Origin of the sequence: Streptomyces sp. NPDC091416, assembly GCF_044756845.1 — a bacterium.
Classification (GTDB): Bacteria; Actinomycetota; Actinomycetes; order Streptomycetales; family Streptomycetaceae; genus Streptomyces.
Window position 1 is genome coordinate 126,302 of record NZ_JBIVTU010000002.1, and the last position, 20,567, is coordinate 146,868.

The window sequence follows — 20,567 nt, forward strand, 5'->3', positions numbered from 1 at the left end:
CGTTCCTTCGTACGTACAACGGTGGCGCCGGAATCAGGCACGGTCAGGCCTTCCACGGGCCGATGCGGTCCAGACGGCGGCGCTGCTGGTCAGCGGTGGGGGCGTCGAGGCCGTTTCCGCGCCGGGTGAGGCGGTCGGCCACGGCCGTGCGGTGTTCGACGGGTTTGTGGTCGTCGTACTTGAACTTGGCCATGACCTCGGTGACTTCCAGGCGCAGCCCGCGGATCCCGGACAGCATGCGGCCGTACGGGGGCAGGTCCACGGCGACGGAAGCGTGGTCGCCGTCGGGCTGGAAGTGGGCGAGCTGGCGGCGCAGCAGTTCGGCCTTGGCCTCGGGGTCGTCGACGACGGTGGCCCGGCAGGCGAACTGCACGGCCGCGTAGTAGCTGGTCGGTACGCCGTCGGCGGGCGGGGTGTCGGGCGGGGCGCGCCAGGGACCGGGGATGAAGGCGTAGTCGCCGATGACGGTGAAGGTGACGTGCGGGTCGTGCTCGATCGACGCCCAGACCGGGTTGGGCCGGGCGAGATGGATCAGCAGGTCGCTGCCGTCGGTGGTGAAGTGGGTGGGGACGACGGCGGGCGGCCGGCCGGGCAGGCCGTTGACGCTGAGCGTTCCGAAGTCGTGGCCTCCCACGATCCAGGTCTGCCATTCGGCCGCGTCCAGGGCGGCGTCCCAGGGCTGGATGAACATGCTGCTCCTTGTGAGGAGGGGTAGGTGACAGATGCTGCGGCGGGCGGGCGGACCGGGTCAGGTGAGGGCGAGGAGGCTGACGGCAGCGGCAGCGGTGCCGAGCCCGACGAGCTGGCCGCGGTGGATGCGCTCGGCCAGCACACTGCGGGCGAGCAGGACGGTGCCGGCGGGGTAGAGCGCGGTGACGACGGCGACGACGGCGAGGTCTCCGCTGCGGGCGGCGAGCAGGAACAGGAGGTTCGCCACCGAGTCCAGCACCCCGGCCGCGGCGGACAGTGCGTAGGCGGGCCGCTCGGACCCCAGACTGCGGAACATCAGCGCTGCGGCTCCCAGCGTGACGGCCGAGGACACCGCGCGGCCCATGATCAGCGGGGCGACCCCGCTGTCGGAAGGCGCCTGATGCAGGAAGATCAGCTGGAGTGCGATGGCGGCGCCCGCGCCGAGTGCGAGCAGCAGCGCGGTACGGGAGGGCCGCACGGCCCCCGAACCGTGCCCGGCACTGACGAGGACCACGGCGGCCAGGGCGAGCGGCAGCCCCACCAGTCCGGCGGGGCCCGGGCGCTCCCCCTGCAACAGCCCGACGCCCACGGGCAGCATGGCGGACACCAGGGCGGTCACGGGCGACAGCACGTTCATCGGGCCGATGGCCAGGGTCCGGTAGAGCAGGGCGAACGCGGCGGCCGACGCGACACCGGAGGCGGCGCCCCAGCCCAGGGCCCCGGCGCCGAAGGAGGCGCCGAGAAACGGCCACAGCAGCAGCTCGACCACGAGGGACGCCGGGGCCGCGATCATCACGGTGCGCAGCACATGGGCCTTGCGGGCACCGAGGCCGCCGAGGAAGTCGGCGCACCCGTAGGCGAGCGAACTGCCCAGGGCCAGCAGCAGAGCAATCACGGACACATCCCTTACCATTCAGTGGAACGACCCAACGGTACAACGAACCGACCGTTCGGTGTCAACCAAACGACCGCCCGGTGCATTCCAGTGGTCCTTCGCAAGGATGGTGATCGGATGGCCGGCACGGACACGGCACTGCGCACGCTCGCCCACAACGTCAGGGCGGCCCGCACCCGCGCCGGACTGTCCCTGGACGAGCTCGGCCGGCGCGCGCAGGTCAGCAAGGGCGCCCTGGTGGGCCTGGAGAAGGCGCAGGGCAACCCCAACTTCGCCACGCTGGTCCGCCTGGCCGACACGCTGGGCGTCTCGGTGTCCGCACTGATGGAAGGGCCGGCGGAAGGCCGCGTCCGCGTGGTGACGGCCGACGCGGTGACCCCGCTGTGGACCGGAGCACGGGGCAGCGAGGCCCGGCTGATGCTGACGACGTCGGGCGCGGCCCCGGTCGAGGTCTGGCGCTGGCGACTGGAACCGGACGAGGAGTACCCCAGCCACCCCCACCAGGCCGGGGTCGTGGAAACGGTCAGCGTCACCGCCGGCCGCATGACGCTGGTCGTCGACGGCGCCGAGCACCACATCGAGGCCGGCCAGACGGCCACCTTCGACGCCGACACCCCCCACACCTACCGCGGCACCGGCCCCGAAGCCTGCCACCTGATCATGACGGTCCACCTGCCGCCCGGCCCGGGTACGGCCACCTGACGACAGCGCCCACCGCCGCCGGGCCCGGGTACCGCCACCTGACGGCAGCGCCCACTGCCGCCCGGAGCACTCAACCGCCCGCTCAGCCCCGCACCTTCGCCCCGCCCGGCTCGTCCACGGCGTAGCCGGGCACCGAAGGCCATCGGACGGTCAGCACCACCGATTCCTCCTCCGCGACCCACGAGTGGTCGACCCCGCGCCCCCACACGACGTAATCTCCCTGCTCCTCCAGCAGGACGCTGCGGCCCGGCAGTTCCACGCGGAAGCGGCCACTGATCAGAACCAGGAGAGCCGTGCGGTGCTCGCCCTTCACCCACTCCAGACGTTCATCGCCAGGCGGGTGGACACCCCACTTGATCTCCACGTCCTCGCTGTGGCGCGGATCGCCGGCGTCCTTGAAATGCCCGAGGAGCCACCCCCGGTCCAGTGCCGCATCCTTGCCCGCCTTGCCCACGTACACGCTGTCGTTCACGAGGCCGGAGGCTAGCAGCCGGCCCGAACACCCCGAGGCGACAGGCCCCGGTCACCGCGCCCCGGTCTCATCCGGCCGCACTCGGCCGCACCCGGCCCTCCGGAACGGGTGCGGGCCCGGTTCCGGTCCGGGTGCGGGTCCGGCTGCGGCCGTACGCCGCGAGCGCGTGGAAGGCCGCCTTGGGCTCCCAGGGCAGCCCCGGATAGGCGGTACCGGTACGGCCGCCGCCGAGGACCTTGACCACGCCGAAGGACGCCTTGTCGAAGTCAAGGTCACCGTCATGGTCATGGTCATGGTCGCCGTCGGCCTCCACATCCGGCCCCGAGCCCGAGCCCGCGTGCGGGAGGTCGTAGCGAGCGAAGGTATTGACGAAGGCGGCGTCGACGGCGGACTCGTCGAAGACCTCGATGAGTTCACGCAGGTAGTCGGCCTGCTCCTGCTCGTCACGCACGACGGGACCGGTGAACCGCACCGGACGGGCGCACTCGTCCCACTCGATGACGGCATCTCCCCGGCCGCCGACGTCCGCGGCCCCACGGTAGGTGGTGCAGCCGAACTCCGTGACGGCGGAAGGCTTCCCGTGGGCGGTCAGGGCCCGCAGACCGTCGGCGAGCCGGTCGGCGGTCTGTGCGTCGCGGTAGCCGGCGTCGGTGGCGACGATGTCGAACGGCGCCCAGTCGACGCCCTCGAACGGAAGCGAGGCATACCCGATCCGGCCACCGAACCGGCTACGCACCACGGCGACCGCCTCACGGAGGAAGGCGTTGACCTGAGCGGGGAGCCCGGGCAGCGCGGCTCGCAGCCGCTGCGGGTCGGCGAGGACGGCGGCGCGTTCCTCGAATGTGTCGCCGGGAAGCATGCCGACGGTGAAGAGCGAGATCTCCGAGCCGGTCAGGAAGACGACCTCGGCACCTTCCGCCCTCAGCCGTTCGGCACGCCCGGCACTGTCGGCAAGGAAGTCGAGAAGCTCTCCGGTGGTGAGCCCGTTGGTGAACGGCGAGTACCAGACCTCCAGTTGAGCATCCGCCGCGTGGCGCGCAGCCGTCTCGAGCCGGTCGCGGTCGCCGCCGGTGACACGTACGGCGTCACAGCCCAGCTCGTCGCGGATGATCCGCATCTCGCGGCGGACGACAGCGGGGTCGAAGGGTTCGCGGGTGGTGGTTCCCGCGGTGGTGAAGCCGGTGTCGTAGGTGATGCCGAAGGTACGCACGACGGGATGCTCTCCTCACGGTCTACGGTACGCGCCGTACCGTATGAGGTACGCACCGTACCCTAAATCCATCCTGGAGCGTTACGTAAGAACCGCTGGAAAGTACGATGCGTACCGTAGATGCGGCGGTACAGGGCAGGAGAGGACGACCCATGGCGCAAGCGACGCGGCGACGCGGGGCCGAGCTGGAGGAGGCCATCCTGCAGGCGGCCGCCGAGGTACTGATGGAATCCGGCGTCCCTGCCCTGACGATGGACGAGGTGGCCCGGCGGGCCGGGACCAACAAGAACGCGCTGTACCGGCGTTGGCCCAACCGCGTCGCGCTGGGCGTGGCGGCGTACCGCCGACTGGCCGCGACCGAGACCGCACTCCCGGACACCGGCTCGCTGCGCGGCGACACCCTGGAGATGCTGCGGCGCGCCAACAGCACCTGGTCGTCACCGTACGGCGAGATCCTGCGCGGCCTGATCGCGGCCGCCGGCAGCGCCCCCGCCCTCCTGTCCGAACTGCGCGACCCGGCGGCGGACGGCGCGCACGAGGCGGCCTGGCTGACCCTGCTCGGCCGAGCCGTGGCCCGCGGCGACGCCGCCCCCGAGGCCCTGCACCCCCGAGTCGCGAGCACACCCATGGCCCTGCTCCGCAACGAGTACGTGATGCTCGGCGTCCCGTCCGTACCCGATGCCGTCCTCATCGAGATCATCGACGAGGTGTTCCTGCCTCTGGTCCAAGGGCGAGACCCGCACGGCACCGTAGCGGCCGTCCAGGGCGCGCGCCGGACGTGATCACACGGCGGGGCGTCGGCCGAGGAGCCTGGCCATCGCCCTGCGCGAACGGAGCGGGGCGAATGCTCTTCTACGATGACGGCAGGGCGGAGCCGTAGCGCAGAGGTCGTCGCGCGCGGTCTCCAAAACCGCGAGGACGCCGGTTCGAATCCGGTCGGCTCCGCCTGTGTCGGAGGACGAGGAACTCCTGGTCGGAAGATGAGAAGCTCCTGGCTTCGCACGCGTCGCTGTCAGCCGCCGATGTCGGAGCCCAAGGTTCCCTCGCCATCTCCGAAGGACGTGACCGGAGACCGCCGACCGAGCCACTGCTCGGCGTCCCACGCCCGGAACCGCTCCACCTCCGTGAATCCCAGCCTTGCCGCGAGGCGCATCGAGCCGACGTTGGCGGTTTGGGTGGTGAGCACCACCGGCTCGCCGGGAAGAACGTCCTCCAACCAGTCCAGCGCCGCCGCACACGCCTCGGCTGCGTACCCGAAACCCCATGCTCGCGGCAGGAACAGGTAGCCGAGATCCACCTTTCCCGCGGCAGCCGGACGGCGGTGCTCCGCTGCTCGCCTGAGCAGAATCTGCCCGATCATCACCCCGCCGAGTTCGACGACAAAACTCCCGGGCCACTGCGCGGGAACCCCGGGCACCTCGCGCTCGAGTTCTTCGCGAGGGCGGGGCCCGCCGAGGTAGGTGTGCACCTCCGGCGACGCCGACAACTCGATGAACGCCTCACGATCCCGGGCCTGTGGCTCGCGGAGCACGAGCCTTTCGGTCCTGATCGGGGCAGGCGGCCAGGCGATGGGTCCGAGGTTCGTCATACCGGCCATCTGATCAGCAGGCCCGGAGGCGGTCATGAGTGGCCTGGGAACGACAGGGGACGGTCGGGACGGGATCGAGCGTGAGCGTGGGGCAGTTGAGCGTGGGGCAGCCTGGCATCGGACGGACCTTCACGCCCCATCGAGGCGGCGCAGTCGCCTCCCGCACGTGTGTGAAGCCCGAGGGAGCACAGTGCCGCCCTCAAGCCCCCGCCCTGGGTGGTTCGCATGTCAGAAGTCGGGGCAGAGGTGCTTGTGCACGACGTCGAGGATCTTGCCGCCCGTGGCCTCGTTGTCGATGTCGGGCAGGCGCGTGTCGATGGTGAACCGCTCCAGGGCCAGCTCGACGAGCCTGGCCCGGTCCTTCGTCGTCTTGATGGACCCGCACTGATCCAGGCCTCGGGACACGCTCTGGTCGTCCTTGCCCGGCTTCGAGATCCGCGGGTCGATCGCGTCGAGCGCTTCGAGGTAGGCGTAGCGCTTGGTGACACTGGGCTCGGGCGGAAGACCGGCGGCTTCGCGCGCCGCGTCGCGGGCCTCCTCGCGGTCGGCCCGGCTGGCGGTGCCGCCGGCCGCCGTGGCGGGCTTGTCGTCGCTGCTGCTGCCACACGCGGCGAGCGTGACGGCAAGCAGGCCGGCCGCGAGAGCAGCGAGGGTGCGTCTGGCGTTCATGGTCCCCCCCCCTGGAACGTGGTGTGGAAGGAGCGTTTCATGACGTGAAGGCTGACGCGCCACCGACGACGCCCCGCTCCGGCGGCTGCCGGGAAACCCGGCTGCCCATCACCGATCAGCGGCCCGCCGCCCTGCCGGCGGGCAGGCACCAGCCCCGTCAGGCGATCGAACGCAACTGGTCCAGCTCGCTGCCGATCGCTTCTCGCAGTCCGTCGTGCTGCGGGCCGAGCCGGAACTGCTCGTCACTCCACCGATCCCGCGGATAGAGCCACACCGGAGCACCCACCGCATCGGCCGGCTCCCACTCGAACCGCGGCCACACATGGGCGTGCAGGAAAGGGTCCGTGTTCCCCAGGATCTCCAGGTTGACCCGCCGGAAAGCGGGGTCCAGCCGTCGGCAGACTCGCTCGACCGCCTCGCCGAGTTGCTCCATGTCAGACAGGAACGACAGGCGCTTCGCCTTCGGCAGGTCCGACAGCCGCTGAACATCGGGGTCGTCCACGAGAAGAACCGAGTACCCCGGCAGGAACTGGACATCCCCGATCACTGCGAAACCCGATGTCAACCGCCGCAGCACGGTGGGGTTCTCCCCACTCAGAGCAGCCCCGATCCGATCCGTCCGCCAGTCACCCGTCATAGCCGCAACCTACATACAGCTGACCAAGAACTGGCTCTGTCTGCTTCCAGGGGTCCTGGAAGCAACTTCTGCGGACTCGCACAGACACTGGCCAGAAGGCTCGCGAAACGGTTGGTAGGGGCGGTGTTGGTTCTGGCAAGGTCAGAGCACATGGACCGCACCAACTGCACCTTCTGCCACCTGATCCGGGACGATGCCGCACGGTGGGTAGCGCGCGGGCCGGTGGTCAGCGCGTTCGCACCACTGACCCCTCTCGCACCAGGTCACACCCTGTTGATTCCCACGGCCCACTGGGCGGACATCTTCGAGACTCCACCGGAGGTCTTGGCACACACGATGGCGCTGGTCCAGCAGGTGGCCACGACGATGCGGACCGTGTTGAAGGCGGAAGGCGTCAACGTCCTGAGCGCCAGCGGCCCCGGTTCTGAGCAGTCAGTTCCCCACCTGCACTTCCACGTGGTCCCGCGCTGGCCGGACGACGCCTTCTCCACCTGGCCCACCGAGCGGTCCCGCCACCACGTCGCCGATGACCCCGTCACGCAGCTCGCCGAAGCCATGACTGCCGCCCACGCGCGATGACGCCACCACAGAATTAGTCGTGCCGGAACCCTTCCAGGAGCAGCGTGCGTCCTCCGGTTCAGACAGCGGTTGCTGATCCTGAAGCCGATGGATGTCAGGGGAGGTAGCAGCGCGAGCAATGCACGGCGCGTCATCCGTCGTGCCTGATGAGGAACGTTGAGAACGGTCAGCTGTGCCGGTCGCCCCACTCTGGCCGGAGCTCAAGGAAGTGGGGAACTCGAGATATCGCCTTGCTCTTGTCGAGGTGTCCAGGGACCGTTGACCGGGGCACGCCGAACGTCTCGGCGATCTCTGCTGGACCGTCTTCTCCCGCTCGTCGTGCAGGTGTTGGCCGAGCGAGGCCTGGCCGACGGCGCATTTGTGCCGACGCCCGCCGACCCACTCGCGGGCTCGCCCGGAGGTGAACCACCAGCGGCGGCTCACTGCCCCAGAGACGAAACGAGGTGAGTAACCATGGCTCGATGCAAGGCCTGCCCCGAGAGGAAGGGCCAGTGCCGTACGTGCAAGGGTTCCGGGAAGACCTATGGGTGGTCCGGGCCGCGCAACTGCGACAAGTGCGGTGGTGACGGCGTCTGTTGCGGTTGTAACGGCAAGGGATACACGCCCGACTGGTAACAGCTGGCCGTGAGACCCCGGCGGCCCGAAGTCACAGGAACAGGAAGTGGCTTCGGGCCGCCGCCGGCCTCCCGGGGACTCCCGAATCCATCCTCGGCCGGTCGGCTGTCGGGCGCCCCTCTCCCGTGACGCCGTCCGCAGGCCAGGCCAGACCAGGTCAGGTCAGGTCAGGTCAGGTCAGGTCACATGAGGGCGGGGAGATCCGCTGAGTAGGTCCGGGGCCACCCCCGAGCAGGGGGCAGGAACTCTCACGAAGCGCCATCATTCCGCGGAGGCGTCACTGCTGGGCCTGCAACGGGGTGAGTGAGGCCGGGACCTTGACCGGCATCCGGCCTTCCCGACGGCCGAAGGCCACCGTCCAGGAGAAAGTCGCGCAGGGTCAGTGCTGCCGGCAGCGGGGTCGCGGGCAGGGCGATGTGCAGGGTCCGGCGCAGGGCCGGGTCGGTGAGGCGAGCCAGCACAAGTCCCTCCGGTACCGCCCACGCGGCCAACGACGGAACCAGTGCGACGCCGAGGCCCGCGGCCACGTATCCGAACTTCCCCGTCCACTCCGCGATCCGGATGATCTTCCTGGGCGCGAAGCCCGCCCGGGCGCAGGCGTCGGCGAGCATCGTGGGGCGGTCCCCGTACACGTCCTGCAACCAGGCCTCGTCGCGTAGTTCGAGCAGATCGATCACGTCGGCCCCGGCCAGGCGATGCTCCCGGGAGAGGGCAACGAGCAGTTCGTCCTCGCACAGCGGCGTCGTGGCGACTCCGTCGGCGGAGCAGAGCCCGGAGGGATAGTCGCTGACCACGGCCAGGTCCAGCGCCCCGTCCGCGAGCCGGGCCGTCAGCGTGCCGCTGCGGCCTTCGACCGCGATGACCTCGACCTCCGGCCGGGCTTGCCGGAAAGCCCGCAGCGCAGCGGGCACCAGCGCGATGTTGGCGGTGGGGAACGCCCCTACGTGCAGCAACCCGCCATGCCCCCTGTGCAGTTCAACCAACTCCTGCTCCGCACGGGCCAGGCGGTCGAGGACGTCCACGGCGTGCCGGTACAGGGCGCGGCCCGCCGAGTTCAGCCGTACACCCCTCGGCAGCCTCTCGAAGAGCGGGCCGCCCGCTTCCTGCTCCAGTGACGCGATGCGCCGGGAAACCGCCGACTGCGTGTAGTTGAGGCCGGCCGCAGCCTTGGTGAAGGACCCCGCCCCGGCCACGACCACCAGCAGCCGCAGCGCGTCGATGTCGAACACGAGCCCCTCCATCCCGTAACCCATTCCTCTGCCGCATGCCTCCTATGCGATCCAGTCGCTGGTGGAATGTATCGCCTCGCCCTAGCGTCGGGAGGGGGCAATCGCACACCGGCCGCTCCGATGACCACGGGGGCCCGATGTCCCCATGCCCGACGAGGGGAAGTGCCGTGTTACGCAGAACCCAGCAGCTCAGGCGGACGATGCGTACACGGGAGCGCCGCCCCGACTCCCCGGACCCGACTGCTCGCCGTCCGGACCACCAGGGCCCCGTGCAGAACCGGCCTGGGCGCGTCCGCACGCTGCTGCCGCTGCTCACGGTCGTCACGGCTGTGCTGCTCAGCGCTTGCACGGGACCCAACTCCGGCCCGGCCAACGACGGCGCCAAGCCAACCGCACCACCCACGACAGCGACCACGTCTCCGTCTCCGACCGCGACGCCCACACCGACTACCGCCGCCGAGATCACCGAGGCCGTCCGCAGTTGGTACATGTACGGAGGCGAAACGGCCATGGTCAGCCTGATCAAGGAAGCGGTGAAGGCTCAAGGAGGCCGACCCGGCGCCGAAATGGAGCTGGTGACACTGGACTTCGGCGGCCTCATGGACGCGCTCAGCACGGCCCGGCTGTTCGATTCGCTCCCCGACCCCAAGGCCCGGACGGCCTGGTCGGCCGCCATCGACCACCTCGATGAGGGCGCGCGCGAAGTCCTCGATTCGGCGCCGGAGGTCGGACTGATCCAGTCGCCCCAGGAGACCGGACAGGCGTTGCGGGGGTGGCACACGTTCGACGAAGGCATCAAGAGCCTCAAGGCTGCCCAGGCACGTCTCCACGGCACCTTCGGCCTGAACCCTTCTCCGGACCCATGGGAAGCGAAACGACCCTGAGCCCTGCCCGACGGATCGCAGCCGGGGTCACGGGCCCTGCTCTCATCGCCTCCCGTCAACGCCCCACAGCGGTCCGAGGCCGTTCACCTGCGTTCGCGGACGGCGTTCGGCTGCTTCATGGCAACGGCTGCACTGATGCCGTCTGTTGCACCCCTCTCCGTCGGAAGGCCTGAAGAAATCCTGCCGCCATGACTCGTCATTCCAGGGGTGGTGCAGTGTGGGTGTCAGCCGCTGACGTCATCGCCGGACGGCGCTCTCGATATGCCCTCGCTCGCCTCTTCATCCTCGTCGCCACTCATGGCGTCGAGCAAACGTTGCCGTGCCTGCTCCAGACGACCTTCGTAGTCAGGCATGAAGATCTCGGCCAAACCCGTCTCCAACGTGCCGGAGATTGTGCAGATCCCCGACCAGACAGCGCGGTCCGGAACAATCGCATCGAGCTTGTCGGACCGCATCATCACTTCATGGAGCCAGTCCGACAGCACGAACGCTTGATCGTGCGTGAGCTTGATCGTCACCGGTTCCTCATCCACGCGGTCACCGTACAGCGGTCGGGGCGAAGGGCTGCAGGTCGCGGGGCGCGATGCCCTGCCGAATCAGCCTCGCGGCCTCAGCCATCTCCTGCGACCGGGCAAGGAACTCGTGCAACACAGCGACATCCAGCGCGCCGCGGTTGGTGGGACATTTTGACTGCTACGAGGCCCGGAACTCCCACAGGCTGCGGAGTGGAACGGCGACTGCATGGGGATGATTCGAGCACTGTCCACGGCTTCGCACGGGGGAATTCTCATGGATCCAGACATGGTCACCGCTGTTGCAGCGGTAGTCGTGGCACTCGGCTCTCTTTGGGTCAGCTACACGCAGGCCCGGGACAGTAGGCGACACAGTCGACAGTCGGTAAGGCCCATGCTTCATATGCGTCGCGTAAAGGAGTACGAGGGTACTGAAGCAGGGCTCAACGTCATCAATGCCGGTCTCGGGCCAGCCATCGTGACGAGCTCAGTCGTGCGGCTGGACGGGGAGGTCATTGGACAGTGGGACTACCACACACAACAACGCATACTCGGACTCGGACTGTTGCCGACGCGACCCAAGGCGCATTCCCTGCGTCCAGGCGCCGTGGTGTTGGCCGGACAGTCCACGTTCTTGTTGTCTGTGGATGAGTTCAGCGATGACCAGCACGGCTGGTTCTGGGATCTCGTCACTCGCCGCCTGATGATAGAAGTCCGTTATGAATCCCTATACGGTGGCGAGAACTTCGTGGTGACCCCGCCCGTCTTTTGAGGAGTTCCTCAACTCACCGCCCACCCCGGCTCCCATCCCGTCCGCCTTCGGCCCACACATCGTGGAACGGCGTGGTTCGGGGCGTCGAGGTGGGGCGCGCCACTGTACGAACGACCTTGACGCCCTGGGCCCTGACTGCTCGGCTCTGCCTGGGTCGAAGGTGGTCGGGGTGGGATCCCGCCACGCGCCTTGATGAGGTAGAGAGGCCTGTAACAGCTCATCCGCGGCCATGGGGGGCAGGGCAAGGGAGTCCCGGTTCGTGTCCACGAGGTCGTGTGCGACATCCCGCCAACGCGCCCCAGGTCGTACCCGGGCCACTGAACTACCGCCCGTGGCACCGCCGACTCGGCGCGCTTGTACGTTGCCGGCTCCGTGCCAATGGGTTCGACGACCTGGACCCAAGCGCCCAACAAGATCGTTCGCCGATGTGGACTCTATGTGGCATCGACCATGGAAACGGCCTCCCAGTCCGTGTGGACCAGGAGGCCGATTCAGGCTCTCACCTGCGGTTTCCTATGGTGGGCGCGGACGGTTTCGAACCGCCGACATCTGCTTTGTAAGCCTGGCATCGGCATCTGATGCATCACCGCAGCTCAGTCGGTCTGTGCGCTGCAATGGCTGTCACCAGCTGCTGACGCCGGGACGTTCCCCAAATGACCGTGACTGACCGCTCGATCTGGCACGCATCTGGCACGCATGCCTAGAGCTCAACGCGCTCGCTCACAACGTCGTCACCGGGCTCGCCATAGCGCAGCACGACATGGGCCGGCCGAAACGGAAGCATGCGCAACCCGGACTCCATAACCCGGAACAAGGCTTCGGCATCAGGACCATAGGCGTAGATCACAACCTCTCCCCCGCCGAACTCATTGCCGTCGACCTCACCAACACCAGCGGCTGCGACCGCGGCACCGATGGACCGCTCGGCTTCAAAGACCAGCGACCTCTGGTCAGGTTCACCGAACTCGTCGCCGCCCAACTGGAAGCGAGCGATCACGGCGTGTTCCGGAGCCTCGTCCGGCAGGTCAAAGAGCACGTTCTGCATGACGGCACCCTCCCACTGGGGTCTGACAGCCAGTCTCCTGCTGGGCATCTGCTCACTTGCTGTCGCCAATCTCTGCGGAGAGCCGTGCGCCCCTCTATGCGCTGGATGCCCTCTTGCGGTGCCCTCTCCTTCACAGCACGGTTTCGCTGAACGTCGCTCGGCGCTGAGTGCTACAAGGGGGAGGAGCGAGAGGTCATGCGGACAGTGACACCGTGGGCGCGGAAGACCTTCGGAGACACGGCCGGCCAGTTGGCTGACCTGATCCCAGCCAGCTTGGTCCGGGCACACGCCAGGGCCCGCAGTGGTCACGAGGGTGTGCACACCCAGACCTTGGAGGCCTATGGACACGGGCTCTACGCTGCCCAGTACGAGGAACTGGCTGTCAGCCTGGCCTCACTCTCTGATGCCGCGCCGGTGCGCCTACAGAGCCGGACGCTGATGATCATTCGTGACCACCTGATCTATCCGTATTGCTACGCGAAGAAGGATGTCCCCGTCACGGCCGCGCGCCTACGCCGCGCTACCGGCTTCCGCGCAGATCTGATTCGCCGACACGGCCCAGAACCGATGCAGCAGGCCTTCGACTTGGACTTCGATGAGTCCGATGAAGCGGAGGCGCACCCTGACCTCAGCCTCCTACCAGAGGACGTGCGCCTAGTCCTGGTCGCCTATGCGTGCTCCATGAGCCAAGGCGTGATGCGCATCGAATGGGGCTCGGCCGAGCTGCGCCGAGAGGACCGCTACCTCATCTGGCACCGCCACGAGCCCCTGCCTCCTGGTGCCTAGCCAGCAAGAAACACCCCATCTTGCCTGACTGCTACCTCTTGACGGAAACCCGTATCGGTGGGTGGGCCTGACCTGGGGCTTCCGGCCGAGGCCCGGTAGCTGGACTGTCACTGTCGGTCGCTGATTGTCGGCCTCGGGCGGCGTCGCACGGCCCACAGACGGCCCAGGGCTGCCGGAGTCGCCACAGCGGGATCACGCACGCTTCGCCTTACGAGGGCTCGTTCCATACGTGCACGACCGGGACGCCTTCCAGCGGGAGACGGTCGCGGTAGTACTCCGAGTCGAGCCACTCCTCGATCACGAAGAGCGGCCGCGACAAAAGCACATCGCCGACCTGCTGAGCCCGCAGAAGCAACCCGAGATCGGTCAAGGCAAGGGAGTCATCGGGCGTGTAGAGCAGGCAGTTTCCGTGCTCAGAGGCGTGATCCAGGAGGAATTGGTGCGCCTGCTCGGGATCGCGGCCGGCCAGCGCCCCACCTGCGAGGAAGGCCTGAGGCCCCACAAACGCATCCAAGGACACGCACGCCAGCCCGCCCCCGTCGTCGTCGTCGTAAAAGACCTTCACCCCGTCGGCGAAGTTCTCCTGTGAGTACGGTCCGCCAACCTGTTCGTGCGGGGCGAGTACCTGGAGCGCGACAGCGACATCGGCCGGACTCATCCCGAACCGCAAGGGCCCCACACTGACCCCAGGCATCCACTCCCAGCGCTCCCGCTCACTGTTCGCAGTCACGGTCCCCACCCTCCCTCGGACAGCTCGCAACCATCCCCCGTTCCGCTCGGGCCTTGAAGCCCGCTCGGCGTTCGACGCCAACTGAGACACACGGCCAAGTTGGCACCCGTCCGAAACCTAGTGACGACTGACCGGGATCTCGTACACGATCTCGCACAGGGCGGCGGGCACGACGATGTCAGCCGTCTCTACAGGCCGCCCCTGGTCGCTGTAGTACGTCCGCCTGATGTGGGTGACAAGAGCGGCCTTCTGGATGCCGAGGAGAGACGCCTCCTCCGAAGTCGCCTGCCGCGGCTCCGGCTGCTCGACGGCATGGCTGACCGTGATGCCGATCGCAGCCATGCGGTTCACGACGCCTGCCCCGGCGTGCGGCCCTCCCTCGGGAAGGACGACGAGCGTGCCGGCGGTGAGGTCGTACGGCTCCCAGCTCGTCGACAGTTGCAACGGCTTGCCGTCGGCCAGGAACTCGTAAACGGTTCGGACGCACAGATCGCCTTCGGCGACACCGAGCCGCGCCGCGATCTCCGCCGGCGCCGGGACCTTGGCCTCGGTCCGGCTCTCCCAGTCCCCAAGCCTGCCTACAGCCTGCATGTCCGCGCGGAACGGGGAATCGTCCCGGTGCTCGCGTGCCGAGGAACGCACCACCCGGACGCGCCGACGGGGCTCGGCGATATAGGTGCCGGACCCCGCACGGCCTTCCAGGACTCCCTGCGAGATCAGCAGCTCCTGCGCCCGACGGACGACGTTCTCGCCGACGCCGCACTCCTGGCCGATCTGGGCACGTGAGGGCAGCCGGTCTCCTGGCGTCCACTCGCGCTCCGCGATCCGTCGTCGGAGAACGTCCGCGATGCGGAGATAAGGCGGCTGCTCAGGCATATGGAAAATCTAGTCCACTAGCTCTAATCTAGTTAACTAGCTTCACGTAACGTGATCACTCCGCGACGGAGATACCTGTGCCCGCTTCCGAACTGAGCGCCGAGGACATCGCCGCCCGGTTGTCCGCCGCCGGACTGACCGCGCGCGTGATGCAGCACGCGCACCGCACATCGATCAGAGCGGAGGTGCCGGACGACTTCCCCGCCGACTCATGGCGGGAGGTCCTGGACGCAGTGGCGACAGCCGATCGATTCGGCCTCGTCGCAAGCAACGTGGACGGCCTCGTCTTATGGGCCGCAGTACGCAAAGAGGTCCCCGCGACGGGCACTGTCCGGGGACCTGGCCATCAGCGTTAGGAGCTGATCAGCGTGTTCAACCGTATCCGTCGCGCCCCCGCGCGTACCAGAGAGCGGTACGCCCAACAGCCCTGCCACCGCGACGCGTTAAAGCCCACCCGCCCGACATGCATCGACCCCAACCCGTCCGAGGCGCTAATGCTGCTCCTTCGACAGCGCCAAGACCGCACGGACGTCCTTCCTGGCGAGGAAACGGTCCTCGCCCGCCCGTACACCCTGGCCAGCGAGCAGCGCACACGGCAGTGCTCGAAGCCCGTCCCGCACCACCTCCTCGCCCACACGTGCTTCACGCCGGCGGAGGCCCACGGATGACGCGCGTCCGTGCAGAGGCGGCCACGCCCTACCAGTCCAGCGCATGTCGGATCGGCACCCACCACGAGTGCGCGCACTCGTGCCCGACGACGGCACCGATCGACATCCCTGTCATCTACGAGGCGTGCGTCTGCCCCTGCCACTCCCCGGCCACGTCATCGGAGGCCGCCTCATGAACGGCTTCCCCTCCGGTGGTGCACTCGCCTCCCCGGTTGAGATCACCTCGGCCACCGTGCAGCGCGGCGACGTCGTCCAGATCGGCGGCCAACCGTGCCGAGTAGCAGACCTCCGCCAACTCCCCGGCGGCGCCAAGCGCCTCCTTTTCGAGTCGGGCGAGTTCCTGACGATGCACACCCGTACGCGCCTGATCGCCGTACGCGTGCTCAAAAGGTGGTGATGGACTCCGTGCTGCCCCTCCGGCACACCATCGCCGACGGCCTCCGAACGCAGATCACCACCGGCCGCCTCAAGGCCGGCGAACGCCTCCCCTCGGAACCGAGTCTCGCCGCCCAGTACAAGGTCAGCACAACGACCCTGCGCAACGCCCTTGCACTCCTCCAGGCCGAGGGCCTGATCGAGAAGGTCCATGGCAAGGGCAACTTTGTCCGTCACCCCCTCCGCAGACTCACGTACACAAGAGGCCGCCTCACCTCGGACGCAGACCTCCGCGTCACGATCCGCACCACCAACCTCCTAGCTCGCGGAGACCTGATCTCCCTGCTCGGAGTCCCCTCGCGCACCCCGCTGACGGAGTTCCTCTGCCTCACCCACCAGGGGGAGAGGCCGCACAGCCTGGCTCGCATCTACGTCCCTCGCGACCTGGCATCGGCCCAGCTACCTTGGCGTAGATCCGGCGTAGAGGAATCCCGAGATCAGATCCGGGCGCGCCCCCCAACCCCGGAGGAAGCGTCATCCCTTCGAATCAGCTCAACACTGGCCGTCCTCTCGATCACGCGCGTGTCGATCGACAACACCGGGCGCGTGGTCGAGGCTGCCCTCCTGGTCCTCCCCGGCGACCGCGCCGAAGCGCTCTTCATCACGCACCACACAGCCAACGCGAAAGGACAGGAAGGATGACACCCCAGAACGAGCTCCGCCTCCTGCCTTGGACGGACCCCAACGGCAAGCCCTGCTACCTGAGCGCCGACAGTGAAGGCAGCCACCTGTCCCGTCTGGCAGACAACATCGAAGCGGTCCAACTCGGCATGGCAACCGAGCTCCTGGAGGAGGCAGCCGAAGCACTCGGAGACAAAGACGCCGAGCCGGAGGAACTGCGCCACCTGGCAACGACTCTGACTGAAGCCCTCCACGAGGTGCTCCGCGTGGCAACAAGCCGCGGCCACCGCCTACTGACGCCGGTTCCGCCCCATGAAGGAGACGAGCGCCTACGGCTCCCGGCAGCAGCCTTCGGCTAAGACCCGTCCCGTAAATGATCTCTGAGTCGTGTGGACGTGGTCGGTAGCGAGTGCGACCGCTTGCCCACCTGGCGAGGTTGAGATTGTGAAGGCGGGCGAGTCAAAGCATGGCGTGGTGGACGCCGTCGCCCTTGAGGCGGCATTCGCGGAGGATTCTCCAGGTCTTCACGCGGGCGAAGACGTGCTCGACGCGGGCGCGGACCCGTTTTGGGACTTGTTGTGGGCCTGCTTCCAGTCGGACAGCTCCTCGCCTCTGCGGCGGCGAAGCATCACGAGCCCGGTGCCCGAATAGCCGCCGTCGGCGATCGTCATGGTCTTGCCGACGGCGGCCTTAGCGCCGGACTCTTCCCACGCCCTACAGTCGTTGCGGTTGACTACTTCGACAGCAGACTTCCCATAGCGCAGCACGAAGCGTGCTAGCCGAAGCGGTAGCGAACTCAACCCAGGCTTCATCGGTTGGAACAGAGCTTCGGCATCGGGGTCATAGACGAAGATCACAACCTCTCGATCGCCTCAACAGCGATCGGCAGAGCTGGCGTTCGTTCGCGGAACCAAGCGACACTCGTAACGGCACGCCAATGTCCACCACTTAGCACGGCGCCTCTGGACGCATAGGATGAGGGTCCAGCAGGCGTCCGGGGGGGGGACACGGTGGGTGCGCTGAGCCTCCTACCGGGTCGTGGACGCGGTGAAGCAGGGGGACCTATGGGTAAAACAACGTTTCTTCCCGTCAACCGCATGCTCGAGCGGGCAAATCTGGCGCGGGAGGAATCGGATACAGCATACTTCTTCGATCTCCTGTACCTCGGCGAGTTGCTCATCAAGGTGCTGGCCGTGGAGCTACTTGCCGCACTTCAGATAGACCGAGAGCGCCACCGCTACGCAGCCGTCTCAGAACTAGTCAGGGCCGACAGCATCGGAAAATGGGCCGAGCTGCTAGATCAACTGGCATCCGGTCCAGCCAGTCAACACTTCGTTCCCGCCGGCCGGGATTCACAGCGAGCAATCACCATCCCCTTTGGTCCGGACAGCGAAAGTTGGCAACGCAAGGCAGTCGACGCTCTTAACGCCGTGTGCATCTGCCTGGACGCGAATTACGAGGATACGTCCGGAAAAAAGGTGAGCTTCCGCAGGTGGGCCCACGACTTCAGCTGGCTGCGAAACCGAACTCGCGGTCATGGCGCGCCCCGCGGGGCTGCGCTCTCCACCATTTGCCCTCAACTGGCGCAATCGCTCAATGAGATCATCGCCAATGCACCGGCCTTCGGCCGCTCATGGGTGCACCTACGGCGCAACCTGTCCGGCAGATATCGCATCAGTCCCTTCGGGAACGGCCAGGAGAACTTCGCGCACTTGGCGCGCGAAAGCGAGCACAGCCTTCCCGACGGCACTTACGTCGATCTTGGCGGCCCACGAGCCTGCGAGCTGCTTTTCACGGACCCTGATCTCACAGACTTCTTCTTGCCTAACGGAAACTTCCGGAATGGGAAGTACGAAACTCTCTCTTACATCAGCGACGAGAGACGTCCCGGGGACGGAAGTCCCTACCTCCTACCGGTAGAAGCGCAGCCGCGTAGCGAGACTGCAGCCCAACCCGACATGGCATATGTGGGAAATCTATTTAGCAATATGCCACCCCTTCCCGAGCACTACGTGCAACGCGCTGAACTTGAGCATCAGCTCACTGAACGCCTCTGCGACGACCGCTACCCAGTCATCACCCTCCAGGGCCGGGGCGGCGTAGGCAAAACATCACTCGCCCTCGAGGTACTACACAAAATAGCCCATATGGACGAGTTCTTCGGTATCGTCTGGTTCAGCGCCAGGGACATTGACCTACTACCTGAAGGGCCCAAAGTAGTACGTCCCGACGTTCTTTCTACAGACGACATAGCGATGGACTTCTCCCAACTGATGGCTAATTCATCAGCGCGAAAACCAAAGGAATCCCGGACCTATTTTGCCGATTGCCTTTCCGGGAGCGCAAACGAGGGGCCTTTCATATTCGTGTTCGACAACTTCGAGACCGTGCGAGAACAAGCCGAGCTGTATCAATTTGTCAGTAATTCAGTAAGGCTCCCAAATAAGGTCCTAATCACTACTCGAACGCGCGATTTTAAGGCCGACTATCCGATTGAAGTCGGCGGAATGCGACGCAGTGAATATTCCCAGCTAGTCGCAACCATCGCTGGCAGACTGGGCATCTCTCCCCTTATCGACGATGATTACGAGGAGTCGCTTTTCCGAGAGTCGGACGGGCACCCCTACATCACAAAAGTGTTGCTGGGTGAGATAGCAGAAGAGGGGCGCAGGGTTGCTGTCAAAAGAGTCATCGCAGCCAAGGACGCCATGCTCGACGCACTCTTCGAGCGCTCCTTTGCGTCACTTTCCTCAGCAGCTCAGAGAGTGTTCCTCACACTATGCGGTTGGCGCTCATTGGTTCCTCGCCTAGGACTTGAGGCCGTGCTGCTGCGACCAGAAAACGATCGTCTCGACGTAGAGGGAGCCATAAGCGAGCTGGAAAAGCGGTCTCTAGTCGAGGTGGTGTCATCGCAGGGAACGGGAGATGAGGAGTTTCTCTCCGTGCCGCTCGCGGCTTCGCTATTCGGCAAGAAAAAGCTTGTGACGAGCCCAGCAAGGATTGCCGTCAACTCCGACCTCAAGCTAATTCAAGGTTTTGGTCCGACAACTGATGCCGCTCATGGACTTGCCTCACGAATCGACCGATTGGCCAGGTCGGCCGCGAAGCAGATGGAGGCCGGAAAAGACATCGGCCAAGAACTATCTGTCATCGAATACATGGCAACGGGTTACCCAAAAGCGTGGCTGACGCTAGCAGAATTCCAACGCAATCAGATGTCTGACAATCTTACTGCAATTCGATCCGTCAACCGCTACTTGGAAAATTGTCCCGATGACCAGTACGGATGGAGCCTACTTATCACACTTTACCGCGCAACGGATGATCATTTGGCAGAAATGAATGCCCGGCTACGGCTAGCGGAACTCACCGAACCACCGTTCCACGACCTAAGTTCCGCTGCTTCCCGGCTCAACGGACTACTGAGTCGCAGAGAGCTCGTGCTGGATGCAGACGAGCGACGTCACATAGTGCGGAGACTGCGCGAGCTCCTCGAAGATCGGCACACCGAAGGCGATGCGACCGACCTATCCCGCCTTGCTTGGCTGTGCATGCACGATGACCAGGACACCGATGCCGCTGACCGCTGGGTGACTGAAGGGCTCCAAAGAGAGTCCACTAACGAGCACTGCTTGCGATTGAAGCGTCGCCTCGCGGGCAACGGCGCGGAGACCGCGTGAAGAGGATCTCGTGAGTTGCTCCCCTTAGAGCTACGCACTCTTGCGGCAGAACCCTGGGGCCTTGCGTGACACGCTGCGCGTAGCGGAGAGCCACGGTCACCACCTGACCTAAGCTCAGGAAACTCGTGCCGGCGCATTGAAAGGCCCCGAGGCCGCAGCCCTTGGCTGATGAGGGATGCGGCCCCCCTAGCGGCGGCGAGAAGCCCCAGACTCACTCTGGGGCTTCTCTAAATAGGGTCCTGCGGCACGGCGTTTCGGTCAGCTTCAGGGCT

At 66.7% G+C, this 20,567-nt stretch carries 23 protein-coding genes, 1 tRNA gene and 1 pseudogene; 12 read left to right on the forward strand and 13 right to left on the reverse strand.

Going from position 1 to position 20,567, the window contains the following annotated elements:
- Positions 1-43: 43 nt before the first annotated feature.
- Both ACIQMX_RS07495 and ACIQMX_RS07500 read right to left on the reverse strand, forming a co-directional pair.
- Positions 44-691, reverse strand: coding sequence for an FMN-binding negative transcriptional regulator (locus ACIQMX_RS07495; RefSeq protein ID WP_402475722.1), 648 nt, complete (start codon positions 689-691; stop codon positions 44-46).
- Positions 692-748: 57 nt separating this feature from the next.
- Entirely contained in the window at positions 749-1,585 is an 837-nt protein-coding gene (locus ACIQMX_RS07500) for an EamA family transporter (protein ID WP_402476469.1), read from the reverse strand.
- 117 nt (positions 1,586-1,702) lie between these two features.
- Here ACIQMX_RS07500 and ACIQMX_RS07505 point away from each other — a divergent pair, with 117 nt between their 5' ends.
- Positions 1,703-2,287: an XRE family transcriptional regulator gene (locus ACIQMX_RS07505; RefSeq protein WP_363069880.1), complete on the forward strand. Its 585-nt coding sequence runs from the start codon at positions 1,703-1,705 to the stop codon at positions 2,285-2,287.
- Positions 2,288-2,369: 82 nt separating this feature from the next.
- Here the strand turns inward: ACIQMX_RS07505 and ACIQMX_RS07510 are convergent, their stop codons facing one another.
- Entirely contained in the window at positions 2,370-2,759 is a 390-nt protein-coding gene (locus tag ACIQMX_RS07510) for a signal peptidase I (protein ID WP_402475725.1), read from the reverse strand.
- A gap of 67 nt (positions 2,760-2,826) precedes the next feature.
- Complete coding sequence (locus ACIQMX_RS07515) at positions 2,827-3,969, reverse strand: hypothetical protein (protein WP_402475727.1); 1,143 nt, start codon at positions 3,967-3,969, stop codon at positions 2,827-2,829.
- 152 nt (positions 3,970-4,121) lie between these two features.
- On the opposite strand from ACIQMX_RS07515, the gene ACIQMX_RS07520 reads away from it, so the two are divergent.
- Positions 4,122-4,751 carry a TetR/AcrR family transcriptional regulator gene (locus ACIQMX_RS07520; RefSeq protein WP_402475728.1) on the forward strand — a complete coding sequence of 210 codons (630 nt, stop codon included), beginning with the start codon at positions 4,122-4,124 and terminating at the stop codon, positions 4,749-4,751.
- An 88-nt stretch (positions 4,752-4,839) separates the two neighbouring features.
- Positions 4,840-4,914 (forward strand) — tRNA-Trp (locus ACIQMX_RS07525).
- Between the two features lie 67 nt (positions 4,915-4,981).
- Here the strand turns inward: ACIQMX_RS07525 and ACIQMX_RS07530 are convergent.
- The 3 genes from ACIQMX_RS07530 to ACIQMX_RS07540 form a co-directional block, all read right to left on the reverse strand.
- Positions 4,982-5,557, reverse strand: coding sequence for a GNAT family N-acetyltransferase (locus ACIQMX_RS07530; protein WP_402475730.1), 576 nt, complete (start codon positions 5,555-5,557; stop codon positions 4,982-4,984).
- Positions 5,558-5,785: 228 nt separating this feature from the next.
- Positions 5,786-6,226, reverse strand: a complete 441-nt coding sequence (locus tag ACIQMX_RS07535; RefSeq protein ID WP_402475732.1) for a hypothetical protein — start codon at positions 6,224-6,226, stop codon at positions 5,786-5,788.
- Positions 6,227-6,383: 157 nt separating this feature from the next.
- Positions 6,384-6,863 (reverse strand): diadenosine tetraphosphate hydrolase, encoded by a 480-nt coding sequence (locus tag ACIQMX_RS07540; RefSeq protein ID WP_402475733.1) that lies wholly within the window; start codon positions 6,861-6,863, stop codon positions 6,384-6,386.
- A 150-nt stretch (positions 6,864-7,013) separates the two neighbouring features.
- Between ACIQMX_RS07540 and ACIQMX_RS07545 the strand changes: the two genes are divergently transcribed.
- Positions 7,014-7,442 (forward strand): HIT family protein, encoded by a 429-nt coding sequence (locus tag ACIQMX_RS07545; RefSeq protein WP_402475735.1) that lies wholly within the window; start codon positions 7,014-7,016, stop codon positions 7,440-7,442.
- Between the two features lie 863 nt (positions 7,443-8,305).
- Here ACIQMX_RS07545 and ACIQMX_RS07550 read toward each other — a convergent pair.
- Positions 8,306-9,298 (reverse strand): LysR family transcriptional regulator, encoded by a 993-nt coding sequence (locus ACIQMX_RS07550; RefSeq protein WP_402475737.1) that lies wholly within the window; start codon positions 9,296-9,298, stop codon positions 8,306-8,308.
- 155 nt (positions 9,299-9,453) lie between these two features.
- On the opposite strand from ACIQMX_RS07550, the gene ACIQMX_RS07555 reads away from it, so the two are divergent.
- Complete coding sequence (locus tag ACIQMX_RS07555; RefSeq protein ID WP_402475738.1) at positions 9,454-10,170, forward strand: hypothetical protein; 717 nt, start codon at positions 9,454-9,456, stop codon at positions 10,168-10,170.
- A 224-nt stretch (positions 10,171-10,394) separates the two neighbouring features.
- Here the strand turns inward: ACIQMX_RS07555 and ACIQMX_RS07560 are convergent, their stop codons facing one another.
- Positions 10,395-10,703: a hypothetical protein gene (locus ACIQMX_RS07560; protein WP_402475740.1), complete on the reverse strand. Its 309-nt coding sequence runs from the start codon at positions 10,701-10,703 to the stop codon at positions 10,395-10,397.
- Positions 10,704-10,959: 256 nt separating this feature from the next.
- Here ACIQMX_RS07560 and ACIQMX_RS07565 point away from each other — a divergent pair, with 256 nt between their 5' ends.
- Positions 10,960-11,454, forward strand: coding sequence for a hypothetical protein (locus ACIQMX_RS07565; RefSeq protein WP_402475742.1), 495 nt, complete (start codon positions 10,960-10,962; stop codon positions 11,452-11,454).
- 700 nt (positions 11,455-12,154) lie between these two features.
- Here the strand turns inward: ACIQMX_RS07565 and ACIQMX_RS07570 are convergent.
- Positions 12,155-12,499: a hypothetical protein gene (locus ACIQMX_RS07570; RefSeq protein ID WP_371629027.1), complete on the reverse strand. Its 345-nt coding sequence runs from the start codon at positions 12,497-12,499 to the stop codon at positions 12,155-12,157.
- Positions 12,500-12,694: 195 nt separating this feature from the next.
- Here ACIQMX_RS07570 and ACIQMX_RS07575 point away from each other — a divergent pair, with 195 nt between their 5' ends.
- Positions 12,695-13,285: a hypothetical protein gene (locus tag ACIQMX_RS07575; RefSeq protein WP_371629028.1), complete on the forward strand. Its 591-nt coding sequence runs from the start codon at positions 12,695-12,697 to the stop codon at positions 13,283-13,285.
- Positions 13,286-13,493: 208 nt separating this feature from the next.
- Here the strand turns inward: ACIQMX_RS07575 and ACIQMX_RS07580 are convergent, their stop codons facing one another.
- On the reverse strand, positions 13,494-14,015 hold the full coding sequence (locus ACIQMX_RS07580) for a hypothetical protein (RefSeq protein WP_402475745.1): 522 nt from the start codon (positions 14,013-14,015) through the stop codon (positions 13,494-13,496).
- A gap of 117 nt (positions 14,016-14,132) precedes the next feature.
- Positions 14,133-14,891 (reverse strand): GntR family transcriptional regulator, encoded by a 759-nt coding sequence (locus ACIQMX_RS07585; RefSeq protein ID WP_123526255.1) that lies wholly within the window; start codon positions 14,889-14,891, stop codon positions 14,133-14,135.
- 77 nt (positions 14,892-14,968) lie between these two features.
- Between ACIQMX_RS07585 and ACIQMX_RS07590 the strand changes: the two genes are divergently transcribed.
- From ACIQMX_RS07590 to ACIQMX_RS07605, 4 genes are all read left to right on the forward strand, one after another.
- Positions 14,969-15,247, forward strand: a complete 279-nt coding sequence (locus ACIQMX_RS07590; protein WP_402475746.1) for a hypothetical protein — start codon at positions 14,969-14,971, stop codon at positions 15,245-15,247.
- A gap of 484 nt (positions 15,248-15,731) precedes the next feature.
- Positions 15,732-15,956, forward strand: coding sequence for a hypothetical protein (locus ACIQMX_RS07595; protein ID WP_123526251.1), 225 nt, complete (start codon positions 15,732-15,734; stop codon positions 15,954-15,956).
- Positions 15,956-16,636 (forward strand): GntR family transcriptional regulator, encoded by a 681-nt coding sequence (locus ACIQMX_RS07600; protein ID WP_402475748.1) that lies wholly within the window; start codon positions 15,956-15,958, stop codon positions 16,634-16,636. The genes ACIQMX_RS07595 and ACIQMX_RS07600 overlap by 1 nt, the downstream gene beginning before the upstream one ends.
- Positions 16,633-16,974, forward strand: a complete 342-nt coding sequence (locus ACIQMX_RS07605) for a hypothetical protein (RefSeq protein ID WP_402475750.1) — start codon at positions 16,633-16,635, stop codon at positions 16,972-16,974. Before ACIQMX_RS07600 ends, ACIQMX_RS07605 begins: the two co-directional genes overlap by 4 nt.
- Positions 16,975-17,074: 100 nt before the next feature.
- On the opposite strand, the pseudogene ACIQMX_RS07610 reads toward ACIQMX_RS07605, so the two are convergent.
- A pseudogene (locus ACIQMX_RS07610) lies at positions 17,075-17,346 on the reverse strand (transposase family protein); the annotation flags it as partial.
- A 333-nt stretch (positions 17,347-17,679) separates the two neighbouring features.
- On the opposite strand from ACIQMX_RS07610, the gene ACIQMX_RS07615 reads away from it, so the two are divergent.
- The gene (locus tag ACIQMX_RS07615) at positions 17,680-20,295 is read left to right on the forward strand and encodes an NB-ARC domain-containing protein (RefSeq protein ID WP_402475752.1); all 2,616 of its coding nucleotides are present in this window, start codon (positions 17,680-17,682) and stop codon (positions 20,293-20,295) included.
- Positions 20,296-20,567 lie beyond the last annotated feature (272 nt).